General features: G+C 43.3%; 19 protein-coding genes. 18 read left to right on the top strand and 1 reads right to left on the bottom strand.

Annotated features, from left to right (window positions below; translation table 11 throughout):
- The first annotated feature begins 91 nt into the window (after positions 1 to 91).
- The 4 genes from HMPREF9960_RS05695 (at position 92) to HMPREF9960_RS05680 (ending at position 6,238) form a co-directional block, all read left to right on the top strand.
- The gene (locus tag HMPREF9960_RS05695; RefSeq protein WP_005591869.1) at positions 92 to 4,480 is read left to right on the top strand and encodes a PolC-type DNA polymerase III; all 4,389 of its coding nucleotides are present in this window, start codon (positions 92 to 94) and stop codon (positions 4,478 to 4,480) included.
- A 19-nt stretch (positions 4,481 to 4,499) separates the two neighbouring features.
- Positions 4,500 to 4,652 carry a hypothetical protein gene (locus HMPREF9960_RS10660; protein WP_005591870.1) on the top strand — a complete coding sequence of 51 codons (153 nt, stop codon included), beginning with the start codon at positions 4,500 to 4,502 and terminating at the stop codon, positions 4,650 to 4,652.
- Between the two features lie 20 nt (positions 4,653 to 4,672).
- Positions 4,673 to 5,914, top strand: coding sequence for an aminopeptidase (locus tag HMPREF9960_RS05685; protein ID WP_005591871.1), 1,242 nt, complete (start codon positions 4,673 to 4,675; stop codon positions 5,912 to 5,914).
- Between the two features lie 93 nt (positions 5,915 to 6,007).
- Positions 6,008 to 6,238, top strand: a complete 231-nt coding sequence (locus HMPREF9960_RS05680) for a GlsB/YeaQ/YmgE family stress response membrane protein (RefSeq protein WP_005591872.1) — start codon at positions 6,008 to 6,010, stop codon at positions 6,236 to 6,238.
- 65 nt (positions 6,239 to 6,303) lie between these two features.
- On the opposite strand, the gene def is transcribed toward HMPREF9960_RS05680, so the two are convergent.
- Complete coding sequence (gene def / locus HMPREF9960_RS05675) at positions 6,304 to 6,936, bottom strand: peptide deformylase (RefSeq protein ID WP_005591873.1); 633 nt, start codon at positions 6,934 to 6,936, stop codon at positions 6,304 to 6,306.
- Positions 6,937 to 7,130: 194 nt separating this feature from the next.
- On the opposite strand from def, the gene HMPREF9960_RS05670 reads away from it, so the two are divergent.
- The 14 genes from HMPREF9960_RS05670 (at position 7,131) to HMPREF9960_RS05605 (ending at position 23,987) form a co-directional block, all read left to right on the top strand.
- Positions 7,131 to 8,282 (top strand): MFS transporter, encoded by a 1,152-nt coding sequence (locus HMPREF9960_RS05670; protein WP_005591874.1) that lies wholly within the window; start codon positions 7,131 to 7,133, stop codon positions 8,280 to 8,282.
- Positions 8,283 to 8,291: 9 nt separating this feature from the next.
- The gene (locus tag HMPREF9960_RS05665) at positions 8,292 to 9,020 is read left to right on the top strand and encodes a pseudouridine synthase (protein ID WP_005591875.1); all 729 of its coding nucleotides are present in this window, start codon (positions 8,292 to 8,294) and stop codon (positions 9,018 to 9,020) included.
- 115 nt (positions 9,021 to 9,135) lie between these two features.
- On the top strand, positions 9,136 to 9,630 hold the full coding sequence (locus HMPREF9960_RS05660; protein WP_005591876.1) for a DUF536 domain-containing protein: 495 nt from the start codon (positions 9,136 to 9,138) through the stop codon (positions 9,628 to 9,630).
- A gap of 156 nt (positions 9,631 to 9,786) precedes the next feature.
- Positions 9,787 to 11,541 (top strand): glycerophosphodiester phosphodiesterase, encoded by a 1,755-nt coding sequence (locus HMPREF9960_RS05655; RefSeq protein WP_005591877.1) that lies wholly within the window; start codon positions 9,787 to 9,789, stop codon positions 11,539 to 11,541.
- A gap of 140 nt (positions 11,542 to 11,681) precedes the next feature.
- A complete protein-coding gene (locus HMPREF9960_RS05650) occupies positions 11,682 to 13,658 on the top strand; it encodes a peptide ABC transporter substrate-binding protein (RefSeq protein WP_005591878.1) in 1,977 nt (658 codons plus the stop codon).
- A 65-nt stretch (positions 13,659 to 13,723) separates the two neighbouring features.
- A complete protein-coding gene (locus HMPREF9960_RS05645) occupies positions 13,724 to 15,220 on the top strand; it encodes an ABC transporter permease (protein WP_005591879.1) in 1,497 nt (498 codons plus the stop codon).
- A complete protein-coding gene (gene oppC / locus HMPREF9960_RS05640; protein ID WP_005591880.1) occupies positions 15,220 to 16,146 on the top strand; it encodes an oligopeptide ABC transporter permease OppC in 927 nt (308 codons plus the stop codon). The genes HMPREF9960_RS05645 and oppC overlap by 1 nt, the downstream gene beginning before the upstream one ends.
- 8 nt (positions 16,147 to 16,154) lie before the next feature.
- Positions 16,155 to 17,222: an ABC transporter ATP-binding protein gene (locus tag HMPREF9960_RS05635; RefSeq protein ID WP_005591881.1), complete on the top strand. Its 1,068-nt coding sequence runs from the start codon at positions 16,155 to 16,157 to the stop codon at positions 17,220 to 17,222.
- Positions 17,223 to 17,232: 10 nt separating this feature from the next.
- The gene (locus HMPREF9960_RS05630; protein WP_005591882.1) at positions 17,233 to 18,159 is read left to right on the top strand and encodes an ATP-binding cassette domain-containing protein; all 927 of its coding nucleotides are present in this window, start codon (positions 17,233 to 17,235) and stop codon (positions 18,157 to 18,159) included.
- A gap of 259 nt (positions 18,160 to 18,418) precedes the next feature.
- Positions 18,419 to 20,611, top strand: coding sequence for a PTS transporter subunit IIBC (locus tag HMPREF9960_RS05625; protein ID WP_005591884.1), 2,193 nt, complete (start codon positions 18,419 to 18,421; stop codon positions 20,609 to 20,611).
- Between the two features lie 17 nt (positions 20,612 to 20,628).
- Positions 20,629 to 21,444, top strand: a complete 816-nt coding sequence (locus HMPREF9960_RS05620) for an endonuclease/exonuclease/phosphatase family protein (protein WP_005591885.1) — start codon at positions 20,629 to 20,631, stop codon at positions 21,442 to 21,444.
- Positions 21,445 to 21,665: 221 nt separating this feature from the next.
- A complete protein-coding gene (liaF, locus tag HMPREF9960_RS05615; protein WP_005591886.1) occupies positions 21,666 to 22,361 on the top strand; it encodes a cell wall-active antibiotics response protein LiaF in 696 nt (231 codons plus the stop codon).
- The gene (locus tag HMPREF9960_RS05610) at positions 22,358 to 23,377 is read left to right on the top strand and encodes an envelope stress sensor histidine kinase LiaS (RefSeq protein WP_005591887.1); all 1,020 of its coding nucleotides are present in this window, start codon (positions 22,358 to 22,360) and stop codon (positions 23,375 to 23,377) included. The genes liaF and HMPREF9960_RS05610 overlap by 4 nt, the downstream gene beginning before the upstream one ends.
- The gene (locus tag HMPREF9960_RS05605; RefSeq protein WP_005591888.1) at positions 23,355 to 23,987 is read left to right on the top strand and encodes a response regulator transcription factor; all 633 of its coding nucleotides are present in this window, start codon (positions 23,355 to 23,357) and stop codon (positions 23,985 to 23,987) included. The genes HMPREF9960_RS05610 and HMPREF9960_RS05605 overlap by 23 nt, the downstream gene beginning before the upstream one ends.
- Positions 23,988 to 24,021: the final 34 nt, after the last annotated feature.

The following is a 24,021-nucleotide window of genomic DNA, read 5'->3' as shown; positions in this document are numbered from 1 at the left end:
ATAAGCATAACTAACTTTGCGCTACTCTTTTTCTATCGAAAAAAGTGCTGATTTATGGTAAAATAGGGTCACTACTGTACGAGGAAATGTCATGTCAAACAAGTTTGAAATTTTAATGCATCAACTGGATATGCCACTGGAAATGAGAAATTCAGAGGCCTTTTTGAATGCTGAAATTGAGAAAGTTCTGGTCCATAAGGTCAGTCGGGTCTGGGAGTTTCATTTTTCTTTTGCGAATATCCTGCCCATTGAGATTTTTCGGGAATTGCAGAAGCGCTTAGCTCAAGAGTTTTCAAAGACAGGCAATCAAGCTATTTTTGAAATTCATTGTCAGAATCCTCATGTATCGGATGAACTCTTGCAGGCTTATTACCAGCAGGCCTTTGAGGAGGGGCCTTGTGCCAGTCATGGCTTTAAGAGTCTGTATCAGGATTTGCGGGTTCATCTAGATGGTTACAAGCTGCTGATTGAGGGAGCTTCGACCATTGATACGGAGCATTTTCGTAAGAATCACCTGCCCAATCTCAGTCGTCAGCTGGTCAAGTACGGCTTTCCACATCTGACCTGTCAGGTTCAGCACAGCGATGAGCTGACCCAGCAGCAAGCGGAGAATTTTCAGGCTGAGAATGACAAGATTGTTCAGGCGGCCAATGAAGAAGCGCTCAAAGCCATGGAATCTCTGCAACAGATGGCCCCACCGCTAGAAGAAAAACCGACTTATGATTTCCAAGCTCGCAAGGCTGCGGCTAAACCAAATCTGGACAAGGCAGAGATTACTCCTATGATCGAAGTTCAGACTGAGGAAAACCGTCTGGTCTTCGAGGGAATGGTCTTTGACTTGGAGCAGAAGGTCACTCGGACCGGCCGAGTCTTGCTTAACTTCAAAATGACAGACTACACTTCCAGCTTCTCCTTGCAAAAATGGATGAAAAACGAAGAAGAAGCCAAGAAGTTTGACATGATTAAGAAAGGCGCCTGGCTGCGCGTGCGGGGAAATGTGGAGATGAACAACTTCACCCGCGACCTGACCATGAATGTGCAGGATGTCCAGGAAGTTACCCACTATGAGCGCAAGGATCTGATGCCTGAGGGTCAGAAGCGGGTTGAATTTCACGCTCATACCAATATGTCTACTATGGATGCCCTGCCTGAGGTAGAGGAAATCGTTGCAACAGCGGCTAAGTGGGGCCACAAGGCTGTCGCCATTACCGACCATAGCAATGTGCAGAGCTTTCCCCATGGCTACAAGGCTGCAAAGAAGGCTGGTATTCAGCTGATTTACGGTATGGAGGCCAATATTGTAGAAGACCGGGTGCCCATCGTCTACAATGAAGTGGACATGGAGCTGAGCGATGCGACCTATGTTGTCTTTGACGTGGAGACAACAGGGCTTTCGGCTGTCTACAATGACTTGATTCAAGTTGCTGCCAGCAAGATGCACAAGGGCAATATCATCGCTGAGTTTGATGAGTTTATCAATCCTGGTCATCCTCTTTCGGCCTTTACGACGGACTTGACCGGGATTACGGATGAGCATGTCCGCAATGCCAAACCACTGGAGCAGGTGCTGAAAGAATTTCAGGAATTTTGCCAGGACAGCGTCCTCGTTGCCCATAATGCTACCTTTGACGTAGGCTTTATGAATGTCAACTATGAGCGGCATGGCCTGCCCCAAATTACCCAGCCAGTCATTGACACGCTGGAATTTGCCCGCAACCTCTATCCAGAGTACAAGCGGCATGGTCTGGGGCCTTTGACCAAGCGTTTCCAGATTGCTCTGGAGCACCACCACATGGCCAACTATGACGCGGAAGCTACTGGCCGCCTCCTCTTTATCTTTATCAAGGATGTGGCTGAAAAGCATGGTGTGACCAACCTTAAGGATTTGAATACGGATCTGGTCGATGAGAATTCTTACAAGAAAGCTCGGGTCAAACATGCGACCATTTATGTGAAAAATCAGACGGGGCTCAAGAATATTTTCAAGTTAGTCAGTCTGTCCAATACCAAGTATTTCGAAGGTGTCCCTCGGATTCCACGGACCGTGCTGGATGCCCATCGTGAAGGACTGATTTTAGGCTCAGCCTGTTCAGAAGGTGAAGTCTATGACGCCGTTGTCTCTCAGGGGGTGGATGCAGCTGTCGAAGTAGCCAAATATTATGACTTTATCGAGGTCATGCCACCAGCTATCTATGAGCCACTGATTGCCAAGGAGCAGATCAAGGACCAGGAAGAGTTGCAGACCATTATTCGCAATCTGATTGAGGTCGGAGAACGCTTGGGCAAGCCTGTCCTTGCGACGGGGAACGTCCACTATATCGAGCCGGAAGAAGAAATCTACCGTGAGATTATCGTACGCAGCCTCGGTCAGGGAGCCATGATTAACCGGACTATTGGTCACGGTGAAAATGCCCAGCCGGCTCCGCTTCCTAAGGCTCACTTCCGGACCACCAATGAGATGCTGGACGAATTTGCCTTCTTGGGCGAGGACTTAGCTAAGAAGTTAGTCATCACCAATCCGAATCAGCTGGCGGAGACCTTTGAGCCGGTAGAGGTAGTCAAGGGCGACCTCTATACGCCTTTCATTGACAAGGCCGAGGAGACAGTTGCCGAACTGACCTATCAAAAAGCTTTTGAGATTTATGGCAATCCGCTGCCAGATATCGTGGACTTGCGGATCGAAAAAGAGCTGACCTCCATCTTGGGGAATGGTTTTGCCGTGATTTATCTGGCTTCGCAGATGCTGGTGCAGCGCTCCAATGAGCGGGGCTATCTAGTAGGTTCGCGGGGGTCTGTCGGATCTAGCTTTGTTGCGACCATGATTGGGATTACTGAGGTTAATCCTTTGTCGCCCCACTATGTCTGTGGCAAATGCCAATACAGCGAGTTCATCACGGACGGCTCCTATGGTTCTGGCTTTGATATGCCGGATAAGAACTGTCCAGAATGTGGCCACAAGCTGAGCAAGAACGGTCAGGATATTCCATTTGAGACCTTCCTTGGATTTGACGGGGACAAGGTACCCGATATTGACTTGAACTTCTCCGGAGAGGATCAGCCGAGCGCCCACTTGGACGTGCGGGATATCTTTGGTGAGGAGTATGCCTTTCGGGCTGGAACCGTTGGTACCGTTGCCGCTAAGACGGCCTATGGATTTGTCAAGGGCTACGAGCGCGACTACGGGAAGTTCTACCGGGATGCAGAAGTTGAGCGTCTGGCGCAGGGAGCTGCCGGAGTCAAGCGGACGACCGGACAACACCCGGGCGGAATTGTTGTTATCCCCAACTACATGGATGTTTATGACTTTACACCGGTCCAATATCCAGCTGACGATGTGACGGCCGAGTGGCAGACCACCCACTTCAACTTCCACGATATCGATGAAAATGTCCTCAAGCTAGACGTTCTGGGACACGATGATCCGACCATGATTCGGAAGCTTCAGGACTTGTCAGGCATTGATCCTAATGACATTCCTATGGATGATGCTGGCGTCATGGCCCTCTTTTCTGGAACAGACATTTTGGGTGTGACTGAGGAGCAAATCGGCACGCCGACTGGTATGTTGGGGATTCCGGAGTTTGGGACCAACTTTGTACGGGGCATGGTTGACGAGACCCATCCGACCACCTTTGCCGAGCTCTTACAGCTATCTGGTCTCTCTCATGGTACGGACGTTTGGCTAGGCAATGCCCAGGACTTGATCAAGCAAGGGATTGCCGACCTGTCCACCGTTATCGGCTGTCGGGACGACATCATGGTTTACCTCATGCACAAGGGCTTGGATCCTAAGATGGCCTTTACGATCATGGAGCGCGTGCGGAAGGGCCTCTGGCTGAAGATTTCTGAAGAAGAGCGCAATGGCTACATCGCAGCTATGAAGGAAAACAATGTGCCAGAATGGTACATCGAGTCCTGTGGAAAGATTAAGTACATGTTCCCCAAGGCTCATGCGGCAGCCTATGTTATGATGGCCCTGCGGGTGGCCTATTTCAAGGTGCATCATCCGATTTATTACTACTGTGCCTACTTCTCTATCCGAGCTAAAGCCTTTGATATCAAGACCATGAGTGGTGGACTCGATGCCGTCAAGCGCCGGATGAGCGAAATCGCTGAAAAGCGCAAGAACAATGAAGCCTCCAATGTAGAAATTGACCTTTATACGACTCTGGAAATCGTCAATGAAATGCTGGAGCGAGGCTTTAAATTCGGCAAGCTAGATCTTTACAAGAGCCACGCGACCGAGTTTCTCATCGAAGGAGATACCCTTATCCCGCCTTTCTCTACCATGGACGGTCTGGGTGATAACGTTGCCCGCCAATTAGTTAGAGCGCGGGAAGAAGGTGAATTCCTTTCTAAGACAGAGCTCCGCAAACGTGGCGGCCTCTCTAGCACCCTAGTCGAAAAAATGGACGACATGGGCATTCTGGGCAATATGCCAGAGGATAACCAGTTGAGTTTGTTTGATGAGTTTTTCTAAAATATAGAAAGAGGTTTTTATGAAATTGACTATTTCCGCTCAGGATAAGCCTGCGCAAAAGGTGTTTGATTACCAGCTGGAGTTTGACCCAGATACGATTTTGAAAATGACCGCTTTGATTTGCGGTACGGTGGCAGCGGTGAGTCTGCTGTCCCTGTTTAAAGAGAAATAACGAAAGAAAAGGAGAAGCAGATGGTTCTGCCAAATTTTAAAGAAAACTTAGAAAAATACGCTAAACTATTGGTTGCCAATGGTATCAATGTGCAGCCAGGTCACACGGTAGCGCTCAATATTGATGTGGAGCAGCGTGAATTGGCACATTTGATCGTGAAAGAAGCTTATGCCTTGGGTGCGCATGAGGTTATCGTTCAGTGGACAGATGATGTGATCAACCGTGAGAAATTCCTCCATGCACCAATGGATCGTTTGGACAATGTGCCAGAATATAAGATTGCTGAGATGAACTATCTCTTGGAGAACAAAGCCAGCCGCTTGGGCGTTCGTTCATCTGATCCGGGGGCCTTGAACGGTGTGGACGCTGACAAGCTTTCAGCTTCTGCTAAAGCGATGGGACTTGCTATGAAGCCAATGCGCATCGCAACTCAATCCAACAAGGTTAGCTGGACTGTAGCAGCCGCTGCTGGACTTGAGTGGGCTAAAAAAGTCTTCCCAAATGCTGCGAGCGATGAAGAAGCAGTGGACCTCCTTTGGGACCAAATCTTCAAAACTTGCCGTGTCTACGAAGACGATCCTGTTAAGGCTTGGGAAGAACACGCTGCCATTCTTAAGAGCAAGGCAGATATGCTTAATAAGGAGCAATTTTCAGCCCTTCATTACACAGCGCCAGGGACAGATTTGACACTTGGTTTGCCAAAGAACCACGTTTGGGAATCAGCTGGTGCTGTCAATGCACAGGGAGAAGGATTCTTGCCAAATATGCCGACAGAAGAAGTCTTCACAGCGCCTGACTTCCGTAGGGCAGATGGTTATGTCACTTCTACAAAACCGCTTAGCTATAACGGAAATATCATCGAAGGCATTAAGGTAACCTTTAAGGATGGACAAATCGTGGATATTTCAGCCGAGAAGGGTGATCAGGTCATGAAAGACCTTGTCTTTGAAAATGCGGGTGCGCGTGCCTTGGGCGAATGTGCCTTGGTACCAGATCCAAGCCCAATTTCCCAGTCAGGCATTACCTTCTTCAATACCCTTTTTGATGAAAATGCTTCAAACCACTTGGCTATCGGTGCAGCCTATGCGACCAGCGTTGTTGGTGGAGCAGAGATGAGCGAAGAAGAGCTTGAAGCTGCAGGCCTCAACCGTTCAGATGTTCACGTGGACTTTATGATTGGCTCTAACCAGATGGATATCGATGGTATCCGTGAGGATGGAACACGAGTTCCTATCTTCAGAAATGGAGACTGGGCAATCTAAGATTTCAAGTTATTTTGACGGGCACTTTTAATCTGGCAGCTCCCACCTGCTTCTTGAAAAGAATTCTTAGAAACATAGAAAGAAGGATCCTATATGATTGGTAGTATGTTTGTCGGTTTTATTATTGGTCTCATGGCTGGGGCTATTACCAGCCGCGGGGAACGTATGGGCTGTATCGGAAAAATCCTCTTGGGCTGGTTTGGTTCATGGCTTGGGCAATTGCTTTTTGGCCACTGGGGACCGATGCTAGCGGACACAGCCATTCTTCCCTCAGTCTTGGGCGCTGTGATCCTCTTGGCTCTTTTCTGGGATCGAGGCACTTAGAATAGTGTAAAAGAAATACCTAGACGCTCTATGTCTAGGTATTTTTGATTGAAATATAAGGTCGTTTATTCCAGCACCAGCATGCCGTCTTTCACTGCAAATGGATCTTTTTCATTGATACGATCGTAAAACATGATGCCGTTGATGTGGTCAATCTCGTGTTGAACCACGATAGAATTGTAGCCTTTGAGTTTGATGCGGTGTTTTTGACCGTCCTTGTCAAAGTAATCCACGGTCACTCGTGCATGGCGCACAACATAGCCTGGCACCTCTCGGTCAACAGAAAGGCAGCCTTCTCCATCAGCTAGAGCAGCATCTTGCACAGAGTGGGCAACAACTTTAGGGTTATACATGACCTGAGCTAGGGAGTAGGCTTCTTTAGGTGGATTTCCTTCTTCGTCCTCCAGATTTGGCACCAGAACAGCGATGATTCGTTTAGAAATATCCAGCTGGGGAGCTGCTAGACCGACTCCGCCACGAAGCCCCATTTTTTCCGCCATGACAGGATCTTGAGAATGTTTCAAGAACTGCATCATTTTTTCACCTAAAATGATTTCCTGATCAGATAAGGGAAAGCTGACTTCCTCAGCCACCGCACGCAAGGTAGGATTTCCCTCACGAATAATATCGCTCATATCAATCAAATGAGCTGCTTTGGTTAATTTATCCATAACCGATTTTTTTTCACTAACAGACATGATTCTCTCCTTTTTCTTTCTTTCATCATAACACAAATCCCGCCAGAAATAAAGAAAGGGCTTGTCCTTTTGTCAGAGGAGAAATTTTTCGAAAGAATATTCTTTTTAATGGCTGAATTTTTAAGAAAAGATGATTGCGTCTTTTTCTAAAAAGCTGTATGATAGAATGAGTGTGATTTTTAAAGGAAAATAGAATGAAAAAGTTTATGGAAAAAGTGAGTATTCTCTCACTTTCTTTGGTGTTGACGACCTCCTTTTCGATTTCCAGTGCCCAATCGGCTATGTTTGCTTATTATAAAGACTTGCCAGAAAGTTGGATTGAATTGTTGGTTTCTCTCCCATCGGCTGGGATTATGCTCATGCTAGTTTTAAATGGCCTAGTGGAGAAATATTTATCGGAACGAAAGATGATTGTGACGGGGCTCTTGATTTTCTCTCTTTGCGGCTTTGTTCCTCTCTTTAATAAGGAATATTGGGTGATTTTTGCCTCGCGTCTGATCTTTGGTATGGGAGTTGGTTTGCTCAACGCTAAAGCTATCTCGATTATCAGCGAGCGCTATGAGGGCAAGGAACGCATTCAGACCCTTGGTCTACGTGGATCGGCTGAAGTTGTTGGGACAGCCCTCCTGACGCTTGGAGTGAGCCAGTTGCTTCGCTTTGGCTGGGAAATCTCTTTCTTGGTCTATGCGTCGGGGTTGATCGTTCTAGCCCTCTACCTGCTCTTTGTGCCTTATGGCAAGGAGGAGAAGCATCATGAGGCTCATCAGGAAGGCAAGGGCTTGACAGCTGCACAGTGGTTTTTGACAATCGGCCTAGCCCTAGTAGCAGCGGTGATTGTCTTGACGAATGTGGTCATCAACGTGCGCGTGCCCGGACTGGTTGAAAAGTCTGGTATGGGCAGTGTTCAGACAGCAGGTTTGATTCTTTCAACCATGCAGTTGATTGGTATTGCCGCAGGCTTGTCCTTTGCACCTCTTCTTCATTATTTCAAGGAAAATTTATTGACGGTTGCAGGAGTGGCCTTTGGCCTTACTGCGATCATGATTGGTTTGGCACCAAATCTCTTGCTCTTGAGTGTGGTTACCATCGCTTCTGGCTTTGTTTATAGTGTCAGTCTGACAGCGATTTTCCATATTCTTTCTGAGAGAATCCCTAGCAAATCCTTGAATCAAGCAACCTCGATTGTGATTTTAGGCTGCAGTGCTGGAGCGACTGCTACAACCTTTTTCTTGTCTTTGATTAGTCAATTTTCAAGCCAAGCTTCCTTTATTTTTGGCGTTTTGGGAAGTCTGATGGTTTTAATGGCAGTGCTGGCATTCGGAATTCTCAAGAAAAAGTCTGCTTAGGAGAAGAGTATGCGTCTGGATAAATTTCTAGTAGAAAGTGGGCTTGGCTCGCGCAGTCAAGTCAAGCAACTATTGAAAAAAGGTCAAGTCTGGGTCAATGGGGCAGCGGTCACGTCGGCCAAGACACAGATTAATGAGCGGTCGGATCAGATTGTGGTGGATGGTCAGACCCTGGTATATGAAAAGTTTGTCTACTACCTCTTAAATAAACCCAAGGGTGTCATTTCCGCCACTGAAGATGACCGACATAAAACCGTCTTAGATTTATTGGACGATACTGCCCGTCAAAAAGAAGTATTTCCTGTGGGGCGGTTAGATGTAGACACACATGGGCTTCTGCTTTTGACCAATAATGGTCAGCTATCGCATGCTATGCTGTCCCCTAAGCGCCATGTGGCTAAGGTTTATCAAGCTCAGGTTGCCGGTCTGATGGATCAGGCAGATGTTGAGCGTTTTGCTCAAGGAATCGAGCTTAAAGACTTCACTTGTCAGCCTGCCCAGCTCGAAATTCTCGAAAGAGATGAAGGAGCGAAGACCAGTCTGGTCCGTATCACCCTTTCAGAAGGTAAGTTTCATCAGGTGAAGCGGATGGTTTTAGCATGTGGGAAGGAAGTCACCGACCTTCAGCGCTTGTCTATGGGGCCTCTGCAGCTAGACCCAAGTCTGGAACTGGGGCAATGGCGACGCTTGACAGAAGAAGAAATGCAGAGTTTGGAAATTTTTCAAGTTGAACTATAGAAAGCTAGGAAAGTGGAGCAATGTATTGCTTCACTTTCCTAGCTTTATTTGACAGTTAAGCCTTGATATGATAAGATTTAGGTAACTATATCTAGAAAAAGTTTCAGAGGAAATTATGGCAATTGAAAAGACAGTCAGCGAGCTGGCCGAGATTTTAGGAGTCAGCCGTCAGGCAATCAATAATCGTGTCAAGGCTCTGCCGCCAGAAGATACAGAAAAAAATGAAAAAGGGGTCACAGTCGTGACCCGCAGTGGCCTGATTAAGCTAGAAGAAATTTATAAAAAGACCATTTTTGAAGATGAGCCAGTCAGCGAAGAAGTCAAACAGCGCGAGTTGATGGAAATCTTAGTGGATGAAAAAAATGCTGAGATTTTGCGCCTTTATGAGCAACTCAAGGCGAAAGATAACCAGCTGGCTAAGAAAGACGAACAACTCCGTGTCAAGGACGTGCAGATTGCTGAAAAAGATAAGCAGCTAGACCAACAGCAGCAGTTGACAGCCAAGGCTATGAGCGAGCGGGAAACCCTTCTTTTGGAACTGGATGAAGCCAAGGAGAAGGTGCAAAAGCAGGAAAACAAAGGATTTTTCGCCCGTTTATTTGGTAAATAAGAAAGAAAATCTCAGTTGAAAAGCTGGGATTTATTTTTCAAAGAAAGAGTAGAGATAAGGCAGAGAAACTGCCAAACGCAGATTTTCAGGAGCCATTCAGTCTTCGTTAGAGTTTGCCTTTCCCTTTTTCGCACAAATTTCTGAAAGAAGAATAAGATGAAACCAGAAAAACTTAGCTTTAAGCGCTTTTATCATAACTTAGACAAGATCCTAGTTCTCTTTTTCATGGCCTTTATGATAATGGAGTATGCTTGGATTCCCTTTAATTCCTATGCAGCAGAATACCTGCTCAAACAGACAGGTTATCTCTTCTTGTCTTACAACAATGTCTGGGCAGTCCTCAGCTCTAATTGGCTGGTCGGTCTGGGTTTTCTAGTCCTCGTTGTGGTCAATCTCTTTGTAGCCTATTTCCAGAGCGGCATGATTTTCATGGGGATTCGCAATCTCTTGGATAAAGAAAATCGACCGGTATTCGCTTTTCTTGGAAAAACATTCAGGGATAGTTTTGCTATTGTCAAGAAGGCATGCCCAGGGAAAATGCTCTTTATCGTACTTTATATGGGCTTTCTTTTTCCCTTTTTGCGTCAAATTTTGAAAATATACTATCTCAATAAAATTTTGGTTCCGGATTTTATTGTCACCTATTTGGCAAATAATATTGTGTTCGCTGTTTTCATGGGACTTCTTGTGGTCGGCATGCTTCTAGTGGCAGTGCGACTAATGTTTGCCCTACCACAGCTCTTTTTTGAGCACGCCACAGTTCCTCAGGCAATTCGCTTTAGTTTGGCCAAGACTAAGAACCGCCTTTTCTTTTACACTAGGCATCTTTTTTGGATTATTATCAAAAGCTTTCTGCTTTATACTTTTCTCTCAGCTCCAGCTATACTGGGACAGCGATACGCGAACACTCAACCAAATGAGGTTGTCCTCTTTAGCGGTATTGTAGCTTTTGTCCTGATTAAGTTTGCCTACTATGCTATGTTGTCCTATTTCCTTCTCAAATTTGTCTCCTTCTTGACAGATCGTACCTTAAATGACTATCCAACGAAAAGAGGCCTATCTCTAATGCGTTGGTTTGTTCTGACTATTGCCAGCTCAAGCTTCGCATTAGAAGGCTATGTCTATCTAAATTTCCCTTTGGAGAACGTTCCGATTACGATTTCCCATAGAGGGGTTTCGAGGGAAAATGGAATCCAAAATACCGTAGAAGCGCTAGAAAAAACAGCCTTGCTCAAGCCTGATCTAGTAGAAATGGATGTGCAGGAAACCAAGGATGGGCAATTTGTCATGATGCACGATGCAAACCTGAAGCAGTTGGCAGGCCTTGATGCCCAACCTCAAGACCTAACCTTGGCCGAATTAACTTCGCTAGAGATTTCAGAAAATGGCTATCGGGCTAAGATTTCTAGCTTTGACGATTACTTTACTCGTGCCAATCAACTCGGTCAGCGCCTCTTGATAGAAATCAAGACCAGCAAGAAAGACTCCAAGGATATGATGGAGCGATTTTTGAGCAAGTATGGTGCCAAAATCAAGGTTTATCAACACCAGATTCAGTCTTTGGACTACCAAGTTATCGATCAGGTTGTTAATTATGACTCCTCTATCCCCAGTTTCTTTATCCTACCTTATAATACAATCTTTCCACGAACCAAGGCTTCTGGCTACACCATGGAGTATTCAACCTTGGATGAAAATTTTGTCAATAAACTCTGGCAATCCGACAAACGTCTCTATGATTGGACCATTAATGATGAGGATAGTATCGTCAAATCTTTTCGTTTAGGAGTGGATGGGATGATTACAGATGATTTAGAGCTGGTTCAAAGTTCCATAAAAGAACTCAAGGATGATCCGGACTATACTACCCTTCTATTAAATAAGTCTTTAGACTTGCTAAGTTTTTCTTAGAATAGCAGTAGAAAATGAACACGAGTAATAGAGTAGAGTTATTGCATGTCTACCATAATATTCAGAAAATTTAGTTTACTTTTTTCCTTTCTTGTGCTATAATCCTAAGTAAACCTAAAAAACAAAATTGGAGAATTCGTATGAAAAAAAGCAAAGTATTAGCTTTAGCTGGGGTTAGCCTTCTTTCAGTAGGTGTTTTAGCTGCTTGTTCTGGTTCATCAAAAGGAAACAGCGCAGCAAAAGCTTACAATTATGTCTATACTGCTGAACCAGAAACATTGGACTATGTGACATCTGGTAAGGCTTCAACAGCTGACCTCGTGACTAACGGTGTGGACGGTTTGTTGGAAAATGACCAATATGGTAATTTTGTACCGTCTATTGCAGAGTCTTGGACTGTTTCTAAAGATGGTTTGACTTATACCTATAAAATCCGTAAAGACGCTAAATGGTACACTTCAGAAGGTGAAGAATATGGTGATGTGACAGCTCAGGACTTTGTGACTGGCCTCAAGCATGCTGCCGACAAGAAATCTGAAGCCCTTTACCTTGTTCAACATTCTGTAAAAGGCTTGGATGACTACGTAAATGGTAAAACAACTGATTTCTCTACTGTTGGTGTCAAAGCAGTTGACGACCACACGCTCCAATATACTTTGAACCAACCTGAACCACAGTGGAATTCAAAAACAACTTCACAAGTTCTTTGGCCAGTTAATGCTGAATTCCTTAAGAAACAAGGGGACAAATTTGGTCAATCTACTGACCCATCTTCTATCCTTTACAATGGACCATTCTTGATGAAGTCTATCACTGCTAAGTCTGCTGTTGAGTATCAAAAGAATGAAAACTACTGGGATAAGGAAAATGTTCATGTTGACACAATTAAGTTGTCTTACTTTGATGGACAAGACCAAGATGCCCTTGCTCGTAACTTTAAAGACGGCGCCTACACAGTAGCTCGTCTCTACCCTACCAGCTCAAACTATGCTGGAGTAGAAAAAGACTTCAAGGATAATATCTTTTTCACACCGCCAAGTGCTGGTGTAGCTGTTATGGGTGTCAATATTGATCGTCAAAGTTACAACCATACAAGCAAAACAACAGATGCTCAGAAGTCTGCTACTAAGAAAGCGATTCTGAACAAAGACTTCCGTCAAGCCTTGAACTTTGCTATCGACCGTACATCATACTCAGCACAGATCAATGGTAAAGAGGGTGCTCCTTACGCTGTCCGTAATACTTATGTACCACCAACTTTTGTTCAAGCCGGTGATAAATCTTTTGGTGACGTTGTAGAAGAGAAAGTTGCTGCATTGGGTGACGAATGGAAAGGTGTTAAACTTGAGGACGGTCAAGATGGCCTCTTTAATGCTGAGAAAGCAAAAGCAGAGTTTGCCAAAGCAAAAGCGGCTCTACAAGCTGACGGAGTAGAATTCCCAATTCATCTGGATCTCCCAGTTGCTCAGACTGCTAAGCCAATGGTTAACCGCGCGCAATCGCTTAAGCAATCTGTTGAAAAGACTTTGGGAACTGAGAATGTTGTTGTAGATATTCAACAAATGTCAGAAGATGATCTTTACAACATTACTTACTATGCACCAAATGCTGCTGGCGAAGACTGGGATATCTCAACAGCTGTTGGTTGGAACCCTGACTATCAAGATCCATCAACTTATTTGGATATTTTGAAAACTACATCAACTGAAACTACAAAGACTTACCTTGGTTTTGAGGGAGCAGACAATGCTGCCGCTAAGCAAGTTGGTCTAGATGAATATGACCGCTTGGTAGATGAAGCTGGTAAAGAAACTTCAGATGTTGTTACTCGTTACGAAAAATATGCAGCAGCTCAGGCTTGGTTGACAGATAGCTCTCTTGTTGTCCCATTGATGGCAAACCCTGGTGCAGCACCATTTATCTCACGTATCGAGCCATTCTCAGGTTCTTATGCTCAAACTGGTAATAAGACATCTTCTACTTACTTCAAACGTATTAAAGTGAAAGATGAAGTAGTAACGAAGAAAGACTACGAAGCAGCTCGTAAGAAATGGCTGAAAGAAAAAGAAGAGTCAAATGCGAAAGCACAAAAAGATCTCGAAAGTCATGTAGAATAAATCGTTCACTAGAACTTTCTCTAATAACGAGAGAAAGTTCTTTTGAAATTTAAAGGAAACGATAAATGAAGAAATACATTTTTATGCGTATTTTACGCTCAATTGTGTCGATTTTCTTGGTAACGACCTTGACCTATACCATTATTTATACAATGGTTCCGAGAAGATTGATTTTCAAACAAGACCCGAACTACAATAAGATAGCCACAACCGAAGATAAAAAGACAAACTATGAAAATACAGTCTATGAGCGGATGGGTTATATTGATTATTATGATACAAAAGAGTTGCAGGAAAAAGCCAAGAAGGAAAATAAATCTGTAACTACTGAGGCAACCGATGAAAATAAAAAGATCTACGAAGCCTATGTTGAAAAACTTGGTAAAGGTTGGAAATTGTATCAATTCAAAGAAAGCAAAGAATTCTATGCTGTTCGTGAAGTTCCAGTTTACGAGCGTGTACTTGAGTTCTATGCTAATCTGATTCAGATTGATCATCCAAATGTGATTCAAGATGAGGAAAATCCAAATCTTAAGCGCTATATCCGTATCGAAAATGACCCGGCCATTGGTTGGTCAGTCGTAGGTTCTGGTACTCGTCATAAATATCTTCTATATTTCAATGGCCAATTCCCATTTGTTCACCAAAACTTTGTTAGTTTGAACCTAGGAAATTCTTATCCTACTTATGCGAATACGCCTGTATTGCAAGTTATTTCCCAAGGACAAGGACAAACAAAATCATCAGAAGTTCAATTCCCAACAGGTAAGAAAACTTCTGCTGTAGATATTTATTCTCGTACCTATAAGACTCCAAGTAAGGCAGACTCTCAAGATATTGCTAAATATGGCAAGGGAGATGCTTACACTGCAACCAAGAATAACTATCAAAACCCATCGATGATTGTCAGCTCATCTATTATTGGTCTGATTGGTGTGGCGCTTTCTTATTTGATTGCTGTTCCGCTTGGTTCTTATATGGCTCGTTTGAAAAATACTTGGTTTGATAGTATTTCAACAGGTGTCTTGACCTTCATGATGTCACTGCCAACTATCGCTCTTGTCTATATTGTTCGTTTGGCTGGTTCAGCTATTGGTCTTCCAGATTCCTTCCCAATTTTGGGAGCAGGCGACTGGCGTTCCTATGTTTTGCCATCTCTGATTCTTGGACTTCTGAGCGCACCTGTGACAGCAGTTTGGATTCGTCGTTTTATGATCGACTTGCAATCTCAAGACTTTGTTCGCTTTGCTCGTGCTAAAGGTCTTTCAGAGAAAGAAATTTCTAACAAGCATATTTTCAAAAATGCCATGGTACCATTGGTAACTAATATTCCAGCTTCTATCGTTGGTGTCATTGCAGGTGCGACTCTGACAGAAACAGTCTTTGCCTTCCCTGGTATGGGTAAAATGTTGATTGACTCTGTGAGGGCGTCTAATAACTCAATGGTGGTTGGCCTTGTGTTTATTTTCACCTGTCTTTCAATCTTTGCCCTCTTGGTAGGTGATATCTTGATGGTAATGCTTGATCCACGTATTAAATTAACATCTAAAGGAGGTAAATAATGGCTACAATTGATAAAAGTAAATTCCAATTTGTCAAACGTGACGATTTTGCCTCTGAAACGATTGATGCTCCGGCGTATTCATACTGGCGCTCCGTTATGCGCCAGTTCTTGAAAAAGAAATCAACGACGATCATGTTAGGAATTCTGGTTGCCATCGTTTTGATGAGTTTCATTTATCCAATGTTCTCAAATTTCGATTTCAATGATGTCAGCAAGGTAAATGACTTTAGTATGCGTTATATCAAACCAAATGCTGAACACTGGTTTGGTACAGACAGTAATGGTAAATCGTTGTTTGACGGTGTTTGGTTTGGTGCGCGGAATTCTATCTTGATTTCCATTATTGCAACACTCATTAACCTGATTATCGGAATTATTATTGGTGCTATCTGGGGAATTTCCAAAGCGGTTGACCGTGTCATGATGGAAGTCTACAATATCATTTCAAATATTCCAGCCCTCTTGATTGTCATTGTCTTGACTTACTCTATCGGTGCTGGTTTCTGGAACTTGATCTTTGCCATGACCATCACTGGCTGGGTAGGGATTGCTTATACGATCCGTATTCAAATTATGCGTTATCGTGATTTGGAGTATAACTTGGCATCGCGTACCTTGGGAACACCGACATATAAGATTGTGACCAAGAATATCATGCCCCAGTTGGTATCTGTTATCGTGACGACAACTTCTCAAATGCTTCCAAACTTTATCTCTTACGAGGCATTCCTATCCTTCTTTGGACTTGGTCTTCCTGTAACAGTACCAAGTTTGGGACGCTTGATTTCCGACTATTCACAAAACGTAACAACCAACGCTTACCTTTTCTGGATTCCATTGACAACCCTGATCTTGGTATCCCTGTCCTTCTTCGTAGTTGGTCAAAACTTAGCCGATGCAAGTGATCCACGGACACATAGATAGGAGTAAATATGACAAAAAATAAAAATGTAATATTGACTGCTCGCGATATTGTCGTGGAATTTGACGTTCGTGACAGAGTATTGACCGCCATTCGAGGCGTTTCCCTTGACCTAGTTGAAGGTGAAGTTCTAGCTCTGGTTGGAGAATCTGGCTCTGGTAAATCTGTTTTGACAAAAACATTTACTGGAATGTTGGAAGAAAATGGCCGTGTAGCGCAAGGAACGATTGATTACCGAGGAACTGATTTGACGGCCCTAAAGAGCAACAAGGACTGGGAACCCATTCGTGGTGCTAAAATTGCGACTATTTTCCAAGATCCCATGACTAGTCTAGATCCGATTAATACAATCGGAAGTCAAATTACCGAAGTTATCATCAAACACCAAGGAAAAACAAGTAAAGAAGCCAAAGAAATGGCAATCGACTACATGACTAAAGTTGGAATTCCAGACGCTGAAAAACGTTTTGAAGAGTATCCCTTCCAATATTCTGGTGGGATGCGTCAACGGATTGTTATCGCGATCGCCTTGGCTTGCCGTCCAGATATTCTGATCTGTGATGAGCCAACAACTGCCCTCGATGTGACGATTCAAGCCCAAATTATTGACTTGCTCAAGTCATTGCAGGCAGAATATCATTTCACGACTGTCTTTATCACCCACGACCTTGGTGTTGTAGCAAGTATTGCTGATAAAGTGGCAGTTATGTATGCTGGTGAAATCGTTGAATATGGAACAGTTGAGGAAATCTTCTACGATCCAAAACATCCATATACATGGAGCCTGCTGTCTAGCTTGCCGCAGTTAGCTGAAGCAAATGGTGAACTTTACTCGATTCCAGGTACACCACCGTCGCTATATACTAGCATTAAAGGGGATGCTTTTGCACTTCGTTCGGACTATGCAATGGCTATCGATTTCGAAGAAAAAGCTCCTGCCTTTCAGGTTTCCGATACTCACTGGGCTAAGACCTGGCTCTTGCACGAAGATGCACCAAGAGTTGAGAAGCCGGCTATTATCGAAAACCTTCATGATAAAATTCGTTCAAAAATGGGCTTCAATCACTTAGAAGCTTAGGAGGAAGGAAATGACTGAAAAATTAGTTGAAATTAAAGATTTAGAAATTTCCTTCGGCGAAGGAAGTAAGAAATTTGTAGCTGTTAAAAATGCAAATTTCTTTATCAATAAAGGAGAAACTTTTTCCCTAGTAGGTGAATCTGGTTCTGGTAAGACAACCATCGGCCGTGCTATCATCGGCTTGAATGATACCAGTGCAGGTGACATCTTATACGAAGGCAAAAAAATCAACGGGAAGCAATCGAAAGCTGATGAAGCTGAACTGATCCGTAAGATTCAGATGATTTTCCAAGACCCAGCTGCCAGCTTGAATGAGCGTGCTACGGTTGACTATATCATTTCAGAAGGTCTTTATAACTATCATCTTTTTGAGAATGAAGAAGACCGTCAGCAAAAGGTTAAGAATATCATTCGTGAAGTTGGTCTTTTAGCTGAGCATTTGACACGCTATCCTCATGAATTTTCTGGAGGTCAACGTCAGCGGATTGGGATTGCTCGTGCCTTGGTGATGGAGCCAGATTTCGTCATTGCGGATGAGCCAATCTCTGCCTTGGATGTTTCTGTACGTGCACAAGTCTTGAACCTTTTGAAAAAATTCCAAAAAGAACTTGGCTTGACCTATCTCTTTATCGCCCACGACCTATCGGTAGTTCGCTTTATTTCAGATCGAATTGCTGTTATCTATAAAGGGGTTATCGTTGAGGTTGCAGAGACAGAAGAGTTGTTTAACAACCCAATCCACCCGTATACGCAGTCCCTTTTGTCTGCTGTGCCGATTCCAGACCCAATTCTGGAACGCAAAAAGGTCTTAAAGGTTTACGATCCAGAGCAGCATGACTACTCAGTGGATCAACCTAGTATGGTTGAGATTCGTCCCGGACACTATGTCTGGGCTAATAAGGCAGAAGTGGACCGTTATAAAAAAGAATATAAATAAAAAAGAAGCTGTAGAAACATGGAATTGAATGTTTCTCGGCTTTTTTTATTATTATTTCAGCAAATTTATGGAAACATACGCAATCGCTTGCACACTAAAATTTTATCTTATTCTATATATTATTCCACTAAATATAGGAAAAAGTCCCAAAATAATTTTTATAAAAGCCTTTACAAAATTAAAAATAGTGGTATAATAGTATTATTCAATGCAAACGATTTCATCAAGGGGTGGTTTGTGAAAATATAAGGAGGTCTGGATGATGAAAGATTCATTCAAAAACATTTTTAGCTTTGAATTTTGGCAAAAATTCGGTAAAGCTTTGATGGTGGTTATTGCGGTTATGCCCGCAGCAGGTTTGATGATCAGTATTGGTAAGTCAATTCCGATGATCAACCCTGAACTAGGTTTTCTAGTGACTACTGGTGGCGTTTTAGAACAAATTGGTTGGGGGATTATCGGAAACCTGCATATCCTCTTTGCTCTCGCTATTGGAGGTAGCTGGGCGAAAGAACGTGCTGGCGGTGCCTTTGCGGCAGGTTTATCCTTCATTTTGATTAACCGTATCACTGGGGTTATGTTCGGTGTATCAAGCGATATGCTGAAAGATTCTAAAGCAGTGGTTAGCACTCTCTTAGGAGGAAGCATCAAGGTTTCTGATTACTTTATCAGTGTCCTTGAGTCTCCTGCTTTGAATATGGGGGTTTTCGTCGGAATTATCGCTGGTTTTGTCGGAGCAACAGCTTATAACAAATACTACAACTTCCGTAAATTGCCAGATGCTTTGTCATTCTTCAATGGTAAGCGTTTTGTACCGTTCGTTGTTATCTTGCGTTCAGTAATCGTAGCAATTGTTTTGTCATTTGTATGGCCAGTTGTTCAAACAGGTATCAACAACTTTGGTATTTGGATTGCTAACTCACAAGATACTGCTCCAATCTTGGCACCGTTCTTGTACGGTACTTTGGAACGTCTCTTGCTTCCATTCGGTTTGCACCACATGTTGACGATCCCAATGAACTACACACAACTTGGTGGTACTTATGAAGTATTGACTGGTGCTGCTAAAGGTACTCAAGTATTTGGTCAAGATCCACTCTGGTTGGCTTGGGTAAATGACTTGGTTGGTACTAAGACAGCTGATCCTACTAAGTACCAATATTTGCTTGACACATTCCATCCAGCCCGCTTCAAAGTTGGACAAATGATCGGTTCATTTGGTATCCTTATGGGTGTTGCCGCAGCTATTTACCGCAATGTTGATGCTGACAAGAAACATCAATACAAAGGTATGATGATTGCGACTGCTTTGGCAACCTTCTTGACAGGGGTTACTGAACCAATCGAATACATGTTCATGTTCGTGGCAACTCCACTTTACTTGATTTATTCATTTGTACAAGGTGCTGCCTTTGCTATGGCGGACATTGTTAACCTTCGTGTGCACTCATTCGGGTCTATCGAATTCTTGACTCGTACTCCAATGGCTATCAATGCTGGTTTGGGTATGGATATCATTAACTTTATCTGGGTAACAGTTCTCTTTGCAGTAATCATGTACTTCATTGCGAACTTCATGATTCAAAAATTCAACTATGCAACTCCAGGACGTAACGGTAACTATGAAACAGCAGAAGGTTCAGATGCAGCTTCTTCATCAGAATCTGGTAATGGTAAAGTTGCTGCAGCTTCTCAAGCCGTTAATGTTATCAATCTTCTAGGTGGCCGTGCTAATATCGTTGATGTTGATGCATGTATGACACGTCTCCGTGTGACTGTTAAGGACGCAACAAAAGTTGGTTCTGAAGAAGAATGGAAAGCTGAAGGCGCTATGGGCTTGGTTATGAAAGGTCAAGGTGTTCAAGCAATCTACGGACCAAAAGCTGACGTTCTTAAATCTGATATTCAAGACTTGTTGGATTCAGGAGAAGTGATTCCTGAAACTTTGCCAAGTCAAAAAGCTGAGTCTGCAGCTGCAGCAGTTAGCTACAAAGGCGTGACAGAAGCAATCGAAACAGTTGCTGAAGGTGAAGTCATCAAGTTGGAAGATGTGAAAGATCCAGTTTTCTCACAAAAAATGATGGGTGACGGATTTGCAGTTGAACCAGCAAATGGCAAAATCTACTCTCCAGTAGCTGGTAAAGTGACAAGCGTCTTCCCTACAAAACATGCTCTTGGTCTCTTGACTGAAGCTGGTCTTGAAGTGCTTGTTCATATCGGTTTGGATACTGTTAGCCTTGAAGGCAAACCTTTTGAAGTACATGTAGCAGAAGGACAAACCGTTGCTGCAGGTGATCTTTTGGTAACAGCAGATTTGGCGGCTATTAAAGAAGCGGGTCGTGAAACAACCACTATCGTTGTCTTCACAAATGCTCCAGCAATCAAATCAGTAGCAGTTGAGAAATTCGGTAAAGTCGCTCCTAAGACAGTTGTAGCTAAAGTAGAATTGTAAGATAGAAAAGAGAAATCATGGCAAAATTCCTGACTTTAAATACTCATAGTTGGATGGAAGAAGAGCAAGAAAGCAAGCTAAATCAGCTAGCTGAGCGGATTCTCCAAGAAAAATATGACGTCATTTGCCTGCAGGAAGTCAATCAATTAGTGGAGTCTGAACAGGTTGTTCAGGCTCCCTTCTATTATGCGGTAGATGGCGCCATTCCGATTCACCAGGACCACTATGCCCTACGTCTGGTTGAGAAACTAGCTGAGGCAGGTCTGGACTATTACTGGTCTTGGGCTTATAATCATATTGGGTTTGATATTTATAATGAAGGGGTTGCAATTCTTTCCAGAAAGCCCCTGAAGGCAAGAGAACTCCTGGTGTCTGATGTCAATGATCCAAGTGACTATCATACACGTAAAGTCTTGCTGGCAGAAACGGAACTCGATGGTCGGCTTATCACGGTTGCTTCTTGTCACTTATCTTGGTGGGATAAAGGCTTCCAAGGAGAGTGGGCTAAGTTTGAATCTGAGCTCTTGCAAGTTGAGACTCCTCTTGTCCTCATGGGAGATTTTAACAATCCTGTTGATTACGAGGGTTACCAGCACATTCTTCAAAGCCCGCTTGCTCTTCAGGATAGTCATAAGGTGGCTGTCCAAACGATTGGTGCAGCAACGGTTGAAGGCGATATCGCTGGCTGGGCAGGAAACAAAGACGCTCTAAAAATTGATTATATCTTTACAAGTAAAGATTTCAATGTTGAAAGATCTGCTGTTGTTTTTGATGGGCAACGTGGTCCAGTCGTTAGTGACCATTTTGGCTTGGAAGCACAAGTCCATTTCTAAGCTTGTCTGAACAATACAAATAAACTAAAAATCGCTTTAAATGTTTGTTTTGCTTAAACAGCATTTGAAGCGATTTTTTGCTTTTTAGAGGAAAAGTGCAAAGAAGTCTAGAACCAAGAAGTTCTGCTGGGTCAGATAGGATAATCTTTCCATTTCATGCCTCAGACGGAGGTTTTTTTGCTTAATTTTGTTACAATAGACATGTAAGGAAGGGAATAGCTATGTGGAAAGTTCAATTATTCATCTTTGTTGAAGCGATTCTATTATCAATGGCGCTGGTTACCATGCTGGCTGCCGATTTTTCGCGTGTTGTTCTCATCATGCTACTCTTTCTCTTGTTTTTATATTATTATTTCGGCAAGCAGAGAGGCAATTCGCTATTGGTTGCGACCATGATTGTCTTCTTTTTCATTGTCATGCTCAATCCTTTTGTTATTGCCGCTGTCCTTTTCGCCTTGATTTACGGCATGATTGTGGCCTATCCCTATCTTTACAAAGAAAATCAAGAGACCCATCTTTTCTTTGAAGATGCGACCGAAGTTCGGGCTGAAAAAAATCGTTGGTTGGGGGATTTGCAGCATTTCTCAAAGGATGACTGCCAGTTTCATGATATCAACCTTTTGAGAATGATGGGAAAGGACACCATTCACTTAGAAGATGTCATTGTGGTCAATCATGATAATGTCATCGTGATTCGTAAGGGCTTTGGGGATACCAAGATTGTCATCCCTTTAGATGTGGAAATCCAGCTTCAGATTAACACTTTGTATGGAGATTTGAATTTTTTAAATCATCCGCCACGCAAGCTGCGCAATGAAACGATTTCTCTGACGACGCCTGATTATAAGCGAGCCAGCAAAACGGTAAAAATTGTCTTGGTCAGCTTTTTAGGAAATGTGGAGGTTGTTAGAAAGTGAAAAAAACAAGTTATTTGCTTATTTTTCTCTATACCTTCTTCGTTTTAGGGATTATCTTTCATTACATTTTTAATCTTTTTAATTTAGAATGGCAAAAGCTGCTGAATAATCTGGAACTGCTCCAGTCCTTTGCCTTTTTTGTTCTGGTTCTGGGCTTAGCACTAACTATTCTCTTGGCCGCTGCTGCGCGCTTCCTTCAGCACCTGTCCCTTTCTCAAGTTCAAAAGAATTTAAAAGCTATTTTAGAAGGCAGGGGCATACAAGAAACCGGGCAGGCAGAATTAGATGATTCTTTCGTCCACTTGAAAGAAAAGTTGGATAGTCTAACCGAAAATTTGCAGAAATCTGAGAATCAGGCTTTACAGGCTGAAGAGAATATTATTGAAAAAGAACGCAGGCGGATTGCTCGCGACTTGCATGATACGGTTAGTCAGGAGCTATTTGCTGCCAATATGATTCTTTCAGGTGTCGCTGGGAATGTGGAGCGTCTCGATAAAGATAATCTCCAGCAGCAGTTAAAGGGAATCGCAGACATTCTAGAGACAGCGCAAAAAGATTTGCGGATCTTGCTCTTACATTTACGGCCGACAGAGTTGGAAAATCGGACCTTGGTAGAGGGCATGAATGTATTAATCAAAGAGTTGACAGATAAGTCAGACTTGACTGTCCAGTTTAAGCATGAGGTGGTCAGCCTGCCCAAGCAGATAGAGGAGCATATTTTTCGTATTATCCAAGAAATAATCAATAATACCTTGCGCCATGCTCAGGCCAGTCGTCTGGACATCTATCTCTATCAGACGCCAAATAGACTCAAACTCAAGGTTTCTGATGACGGAATCGGTTTTGATACGACTAGCTTGGCTGACATGAGTTATGGTTTGAAAAACATTGAAGATCGAGTGCATGATATGGCTGGCACCTTGAAGATTCTGACGGCTCCCAAAAAAGGAGTTTCTATCGAAATCAGTGTTCCATTGTTAGAAGGGAAAAAAGATGAGAATATTACTAGTGGATGACCATCAAATGGTCAGATTGGGCTTGAAAAGCTTTTTTGAATTACAGGACGATATTGAAGAAGTGACAGAGGCTACCAATGGTAGAGAAGGTGTCGAAAAGGCTCTGGAAAGCCGTCCAGATGTGATTTTGATGGATATCGTTATGCCAGAGATGAGTGGCATTGATGCTACCTTGGCTATCTTGAAAGAATGGCCAGAGGCAAAGATTTTGATTTTGACGTCCTATCTGGATAATGAAAAAATCTATCCTGTCTTGGATGCGGGTGCCCGTGGTTATATGCTGAAAACTTCTAGTGCGGATGAAATTCTCCATGCCGTCAGAAAGGTTGCAAAGGGTGAATTTGCCATTGAAACAGAAGTCAGCAAGAAGGTCGAATACCATCGGAATCATATAGAGCTTCATGAGGATTTGACAGCGCGGGAGCGGGATATTTTGGGGCTTCTAGCCAAGGGCTATGAAAACCAGCGGATTGCTGATGAGCTCTTTATCTCCTTGAAAACGGTCAAGACGCACGTGTCCAATATTTTATCCAAACTGGAAGTGAGCGATCGAACCCAAGCAGTTGTCTATGCTTTTCAGCATCACCTTGTTCCGCAAGATGACTTTTAATGATATAATAGAAAAGATTAAATTGAAAGAGGAA

Source organism: Streptococcus cristatus ATCC 51100, assembly GCF_000222765.1.
Classification (GTDB): domain Bacteria; phylum Bacillota; class Bacilli; order Lactobacillales; family Streptococcaceae; genus Streptococcus; species Streptococcus cristatus.
Note: the sequence above shows the minus strand (reverse complement) of the source record. Positions and strands in the feature narration are given on the sequence as shown.

Excerpts from the sequence above, each read along its gene's own strand:
- HMPREF9960_RS05685 (WP_005591871.1), top strand. The coding sequence starts at position 4,673 with ATGGTTCTGCCAAATTTTAAAGAAAACTTAGAAAAATACGCTAAACTA.
- HMPREF9960_RS05665 (WP_005591875.1), top strand. The coding sequence starts at position 8,292 with ATGCGTCTGGATAAATTTCTAGTAGAAAGTGGGCTTGGCTCGCGCAGT.
- HMPREF9960_RS05655 (WP_005591877.1), top strand. The coding sequence starts at position 9,787 with ATGAAACCAGAAAAACTTAGCTTTAAGCGCTTTTATCATAACTTAGAC.
- HMPREF9960_RS05660 (WP_005591876.1), top strand. The coding sequence starts at position 9,136 with ATGGCAATTGAAAAGACAGTCAGCGAGCTGGCCGAGATTTTAGGAGTC.
- oppC (WP_005591880.1), top strand. The coding sequence starts at position 15,220 with ATGGCTACAATTGATAAAAGTAAATTCCAATTTGTCAAACGTGACGAT.
- HMPREF9960_RS05650 (WP_005591878.1), top strand. The coding sequence starts at position 11,682 with ATGAAAAAAAGCAAAGTATTAGCTTTAGCTGGGGTTAGCCTTCTTTCA.
- HMPREF9960_RS05625 (WP_005591884.1), top strand. The coding sequence starts at position 18,419 with ATGATGAAAGATTCATTCAAAAACATTTTTAGCTTTGAATTTTGGCAA.
- HMPREF9960_RS05635 (WP_005591881.1), top strand. The coding sequence starts at position 16,155 with ATGACAAAAAATAAAAATGTAATATTGACTGCTCGCGATATTGTCGTG.
- liaF (WP_005591886.1), top strand. The coding sequence starts at position 21,666 with ATGTGGAAAGTTCAATTATTCATCTTTGTTGAAGCGATTCTATTATCA.
- HMPREF9960_RS05605 (WP_005591888.1), top strand. The coding sequence starts at position 23,355 with ATGAGAATATTACTAGTGGATGACCATCAAATGGTCAGATTGGGCTTG.
- HMPREF9960_RS05630 (WP_005591882.1), top strand. The coding sequence starts at position 17,233 with ATGACTGAAAAATTAGTTGAAATTAAAGATTTAGAAATTTCCTTCGGC.
- HMPREF9960_RS05695 (WP_005591869.1), top strand. The coding sequence starts at position 92 with ATGTCAAACAAGTTTGAAATTTTAATGCATCAACTGGATATGCCACTG.
- HMPREF9960_RS05680 (WP_005591872.1), top strand. The coding sequence starts at position 6,008 with ATGATTGGTAGTATGTTTGTCGGTTTTATTATTGGTCTCATGGCTGGG.
- HMPREF9960_RS05645 (WP_005591879.1), top strand. The coding sequence starts at position 13,724 with ATGAAGAAATACATTTTTATGCGTATTTTACGCTCAATTGTGTCGATT.
- HMPREF9960_RS05670 (WP_005591874.1), top strand. The coding sequence starts at position 7,131 with ATGAAAAAGTTTATGGAAAAAGTGAGTATTCTCTCACTTTCTTTGGTG.
- def (WP_005591873.1), bottom strand. The coding sequence starts at position 6,936 with ATGTCTGTTAGTGAAAAAAAATCGGTTATGGATAAATTAACCAAAGCA.
- HMPREF9960_RS05620 (WP_005591885.1), top strand. The coding sequence starts at position 20,629 with ATGGCAAAATTCCTGACTTTAAATACTCATAGTTGGATGGAAGAAGAG.
- HMPREF9960_RS10660 (WP_005591870.1), top strand. The coding sequence starts at position 4,500 with ATGAAATTGACTATTTCCGCTCAGGATAAGCCTGCGCAAAAGGTGTTT.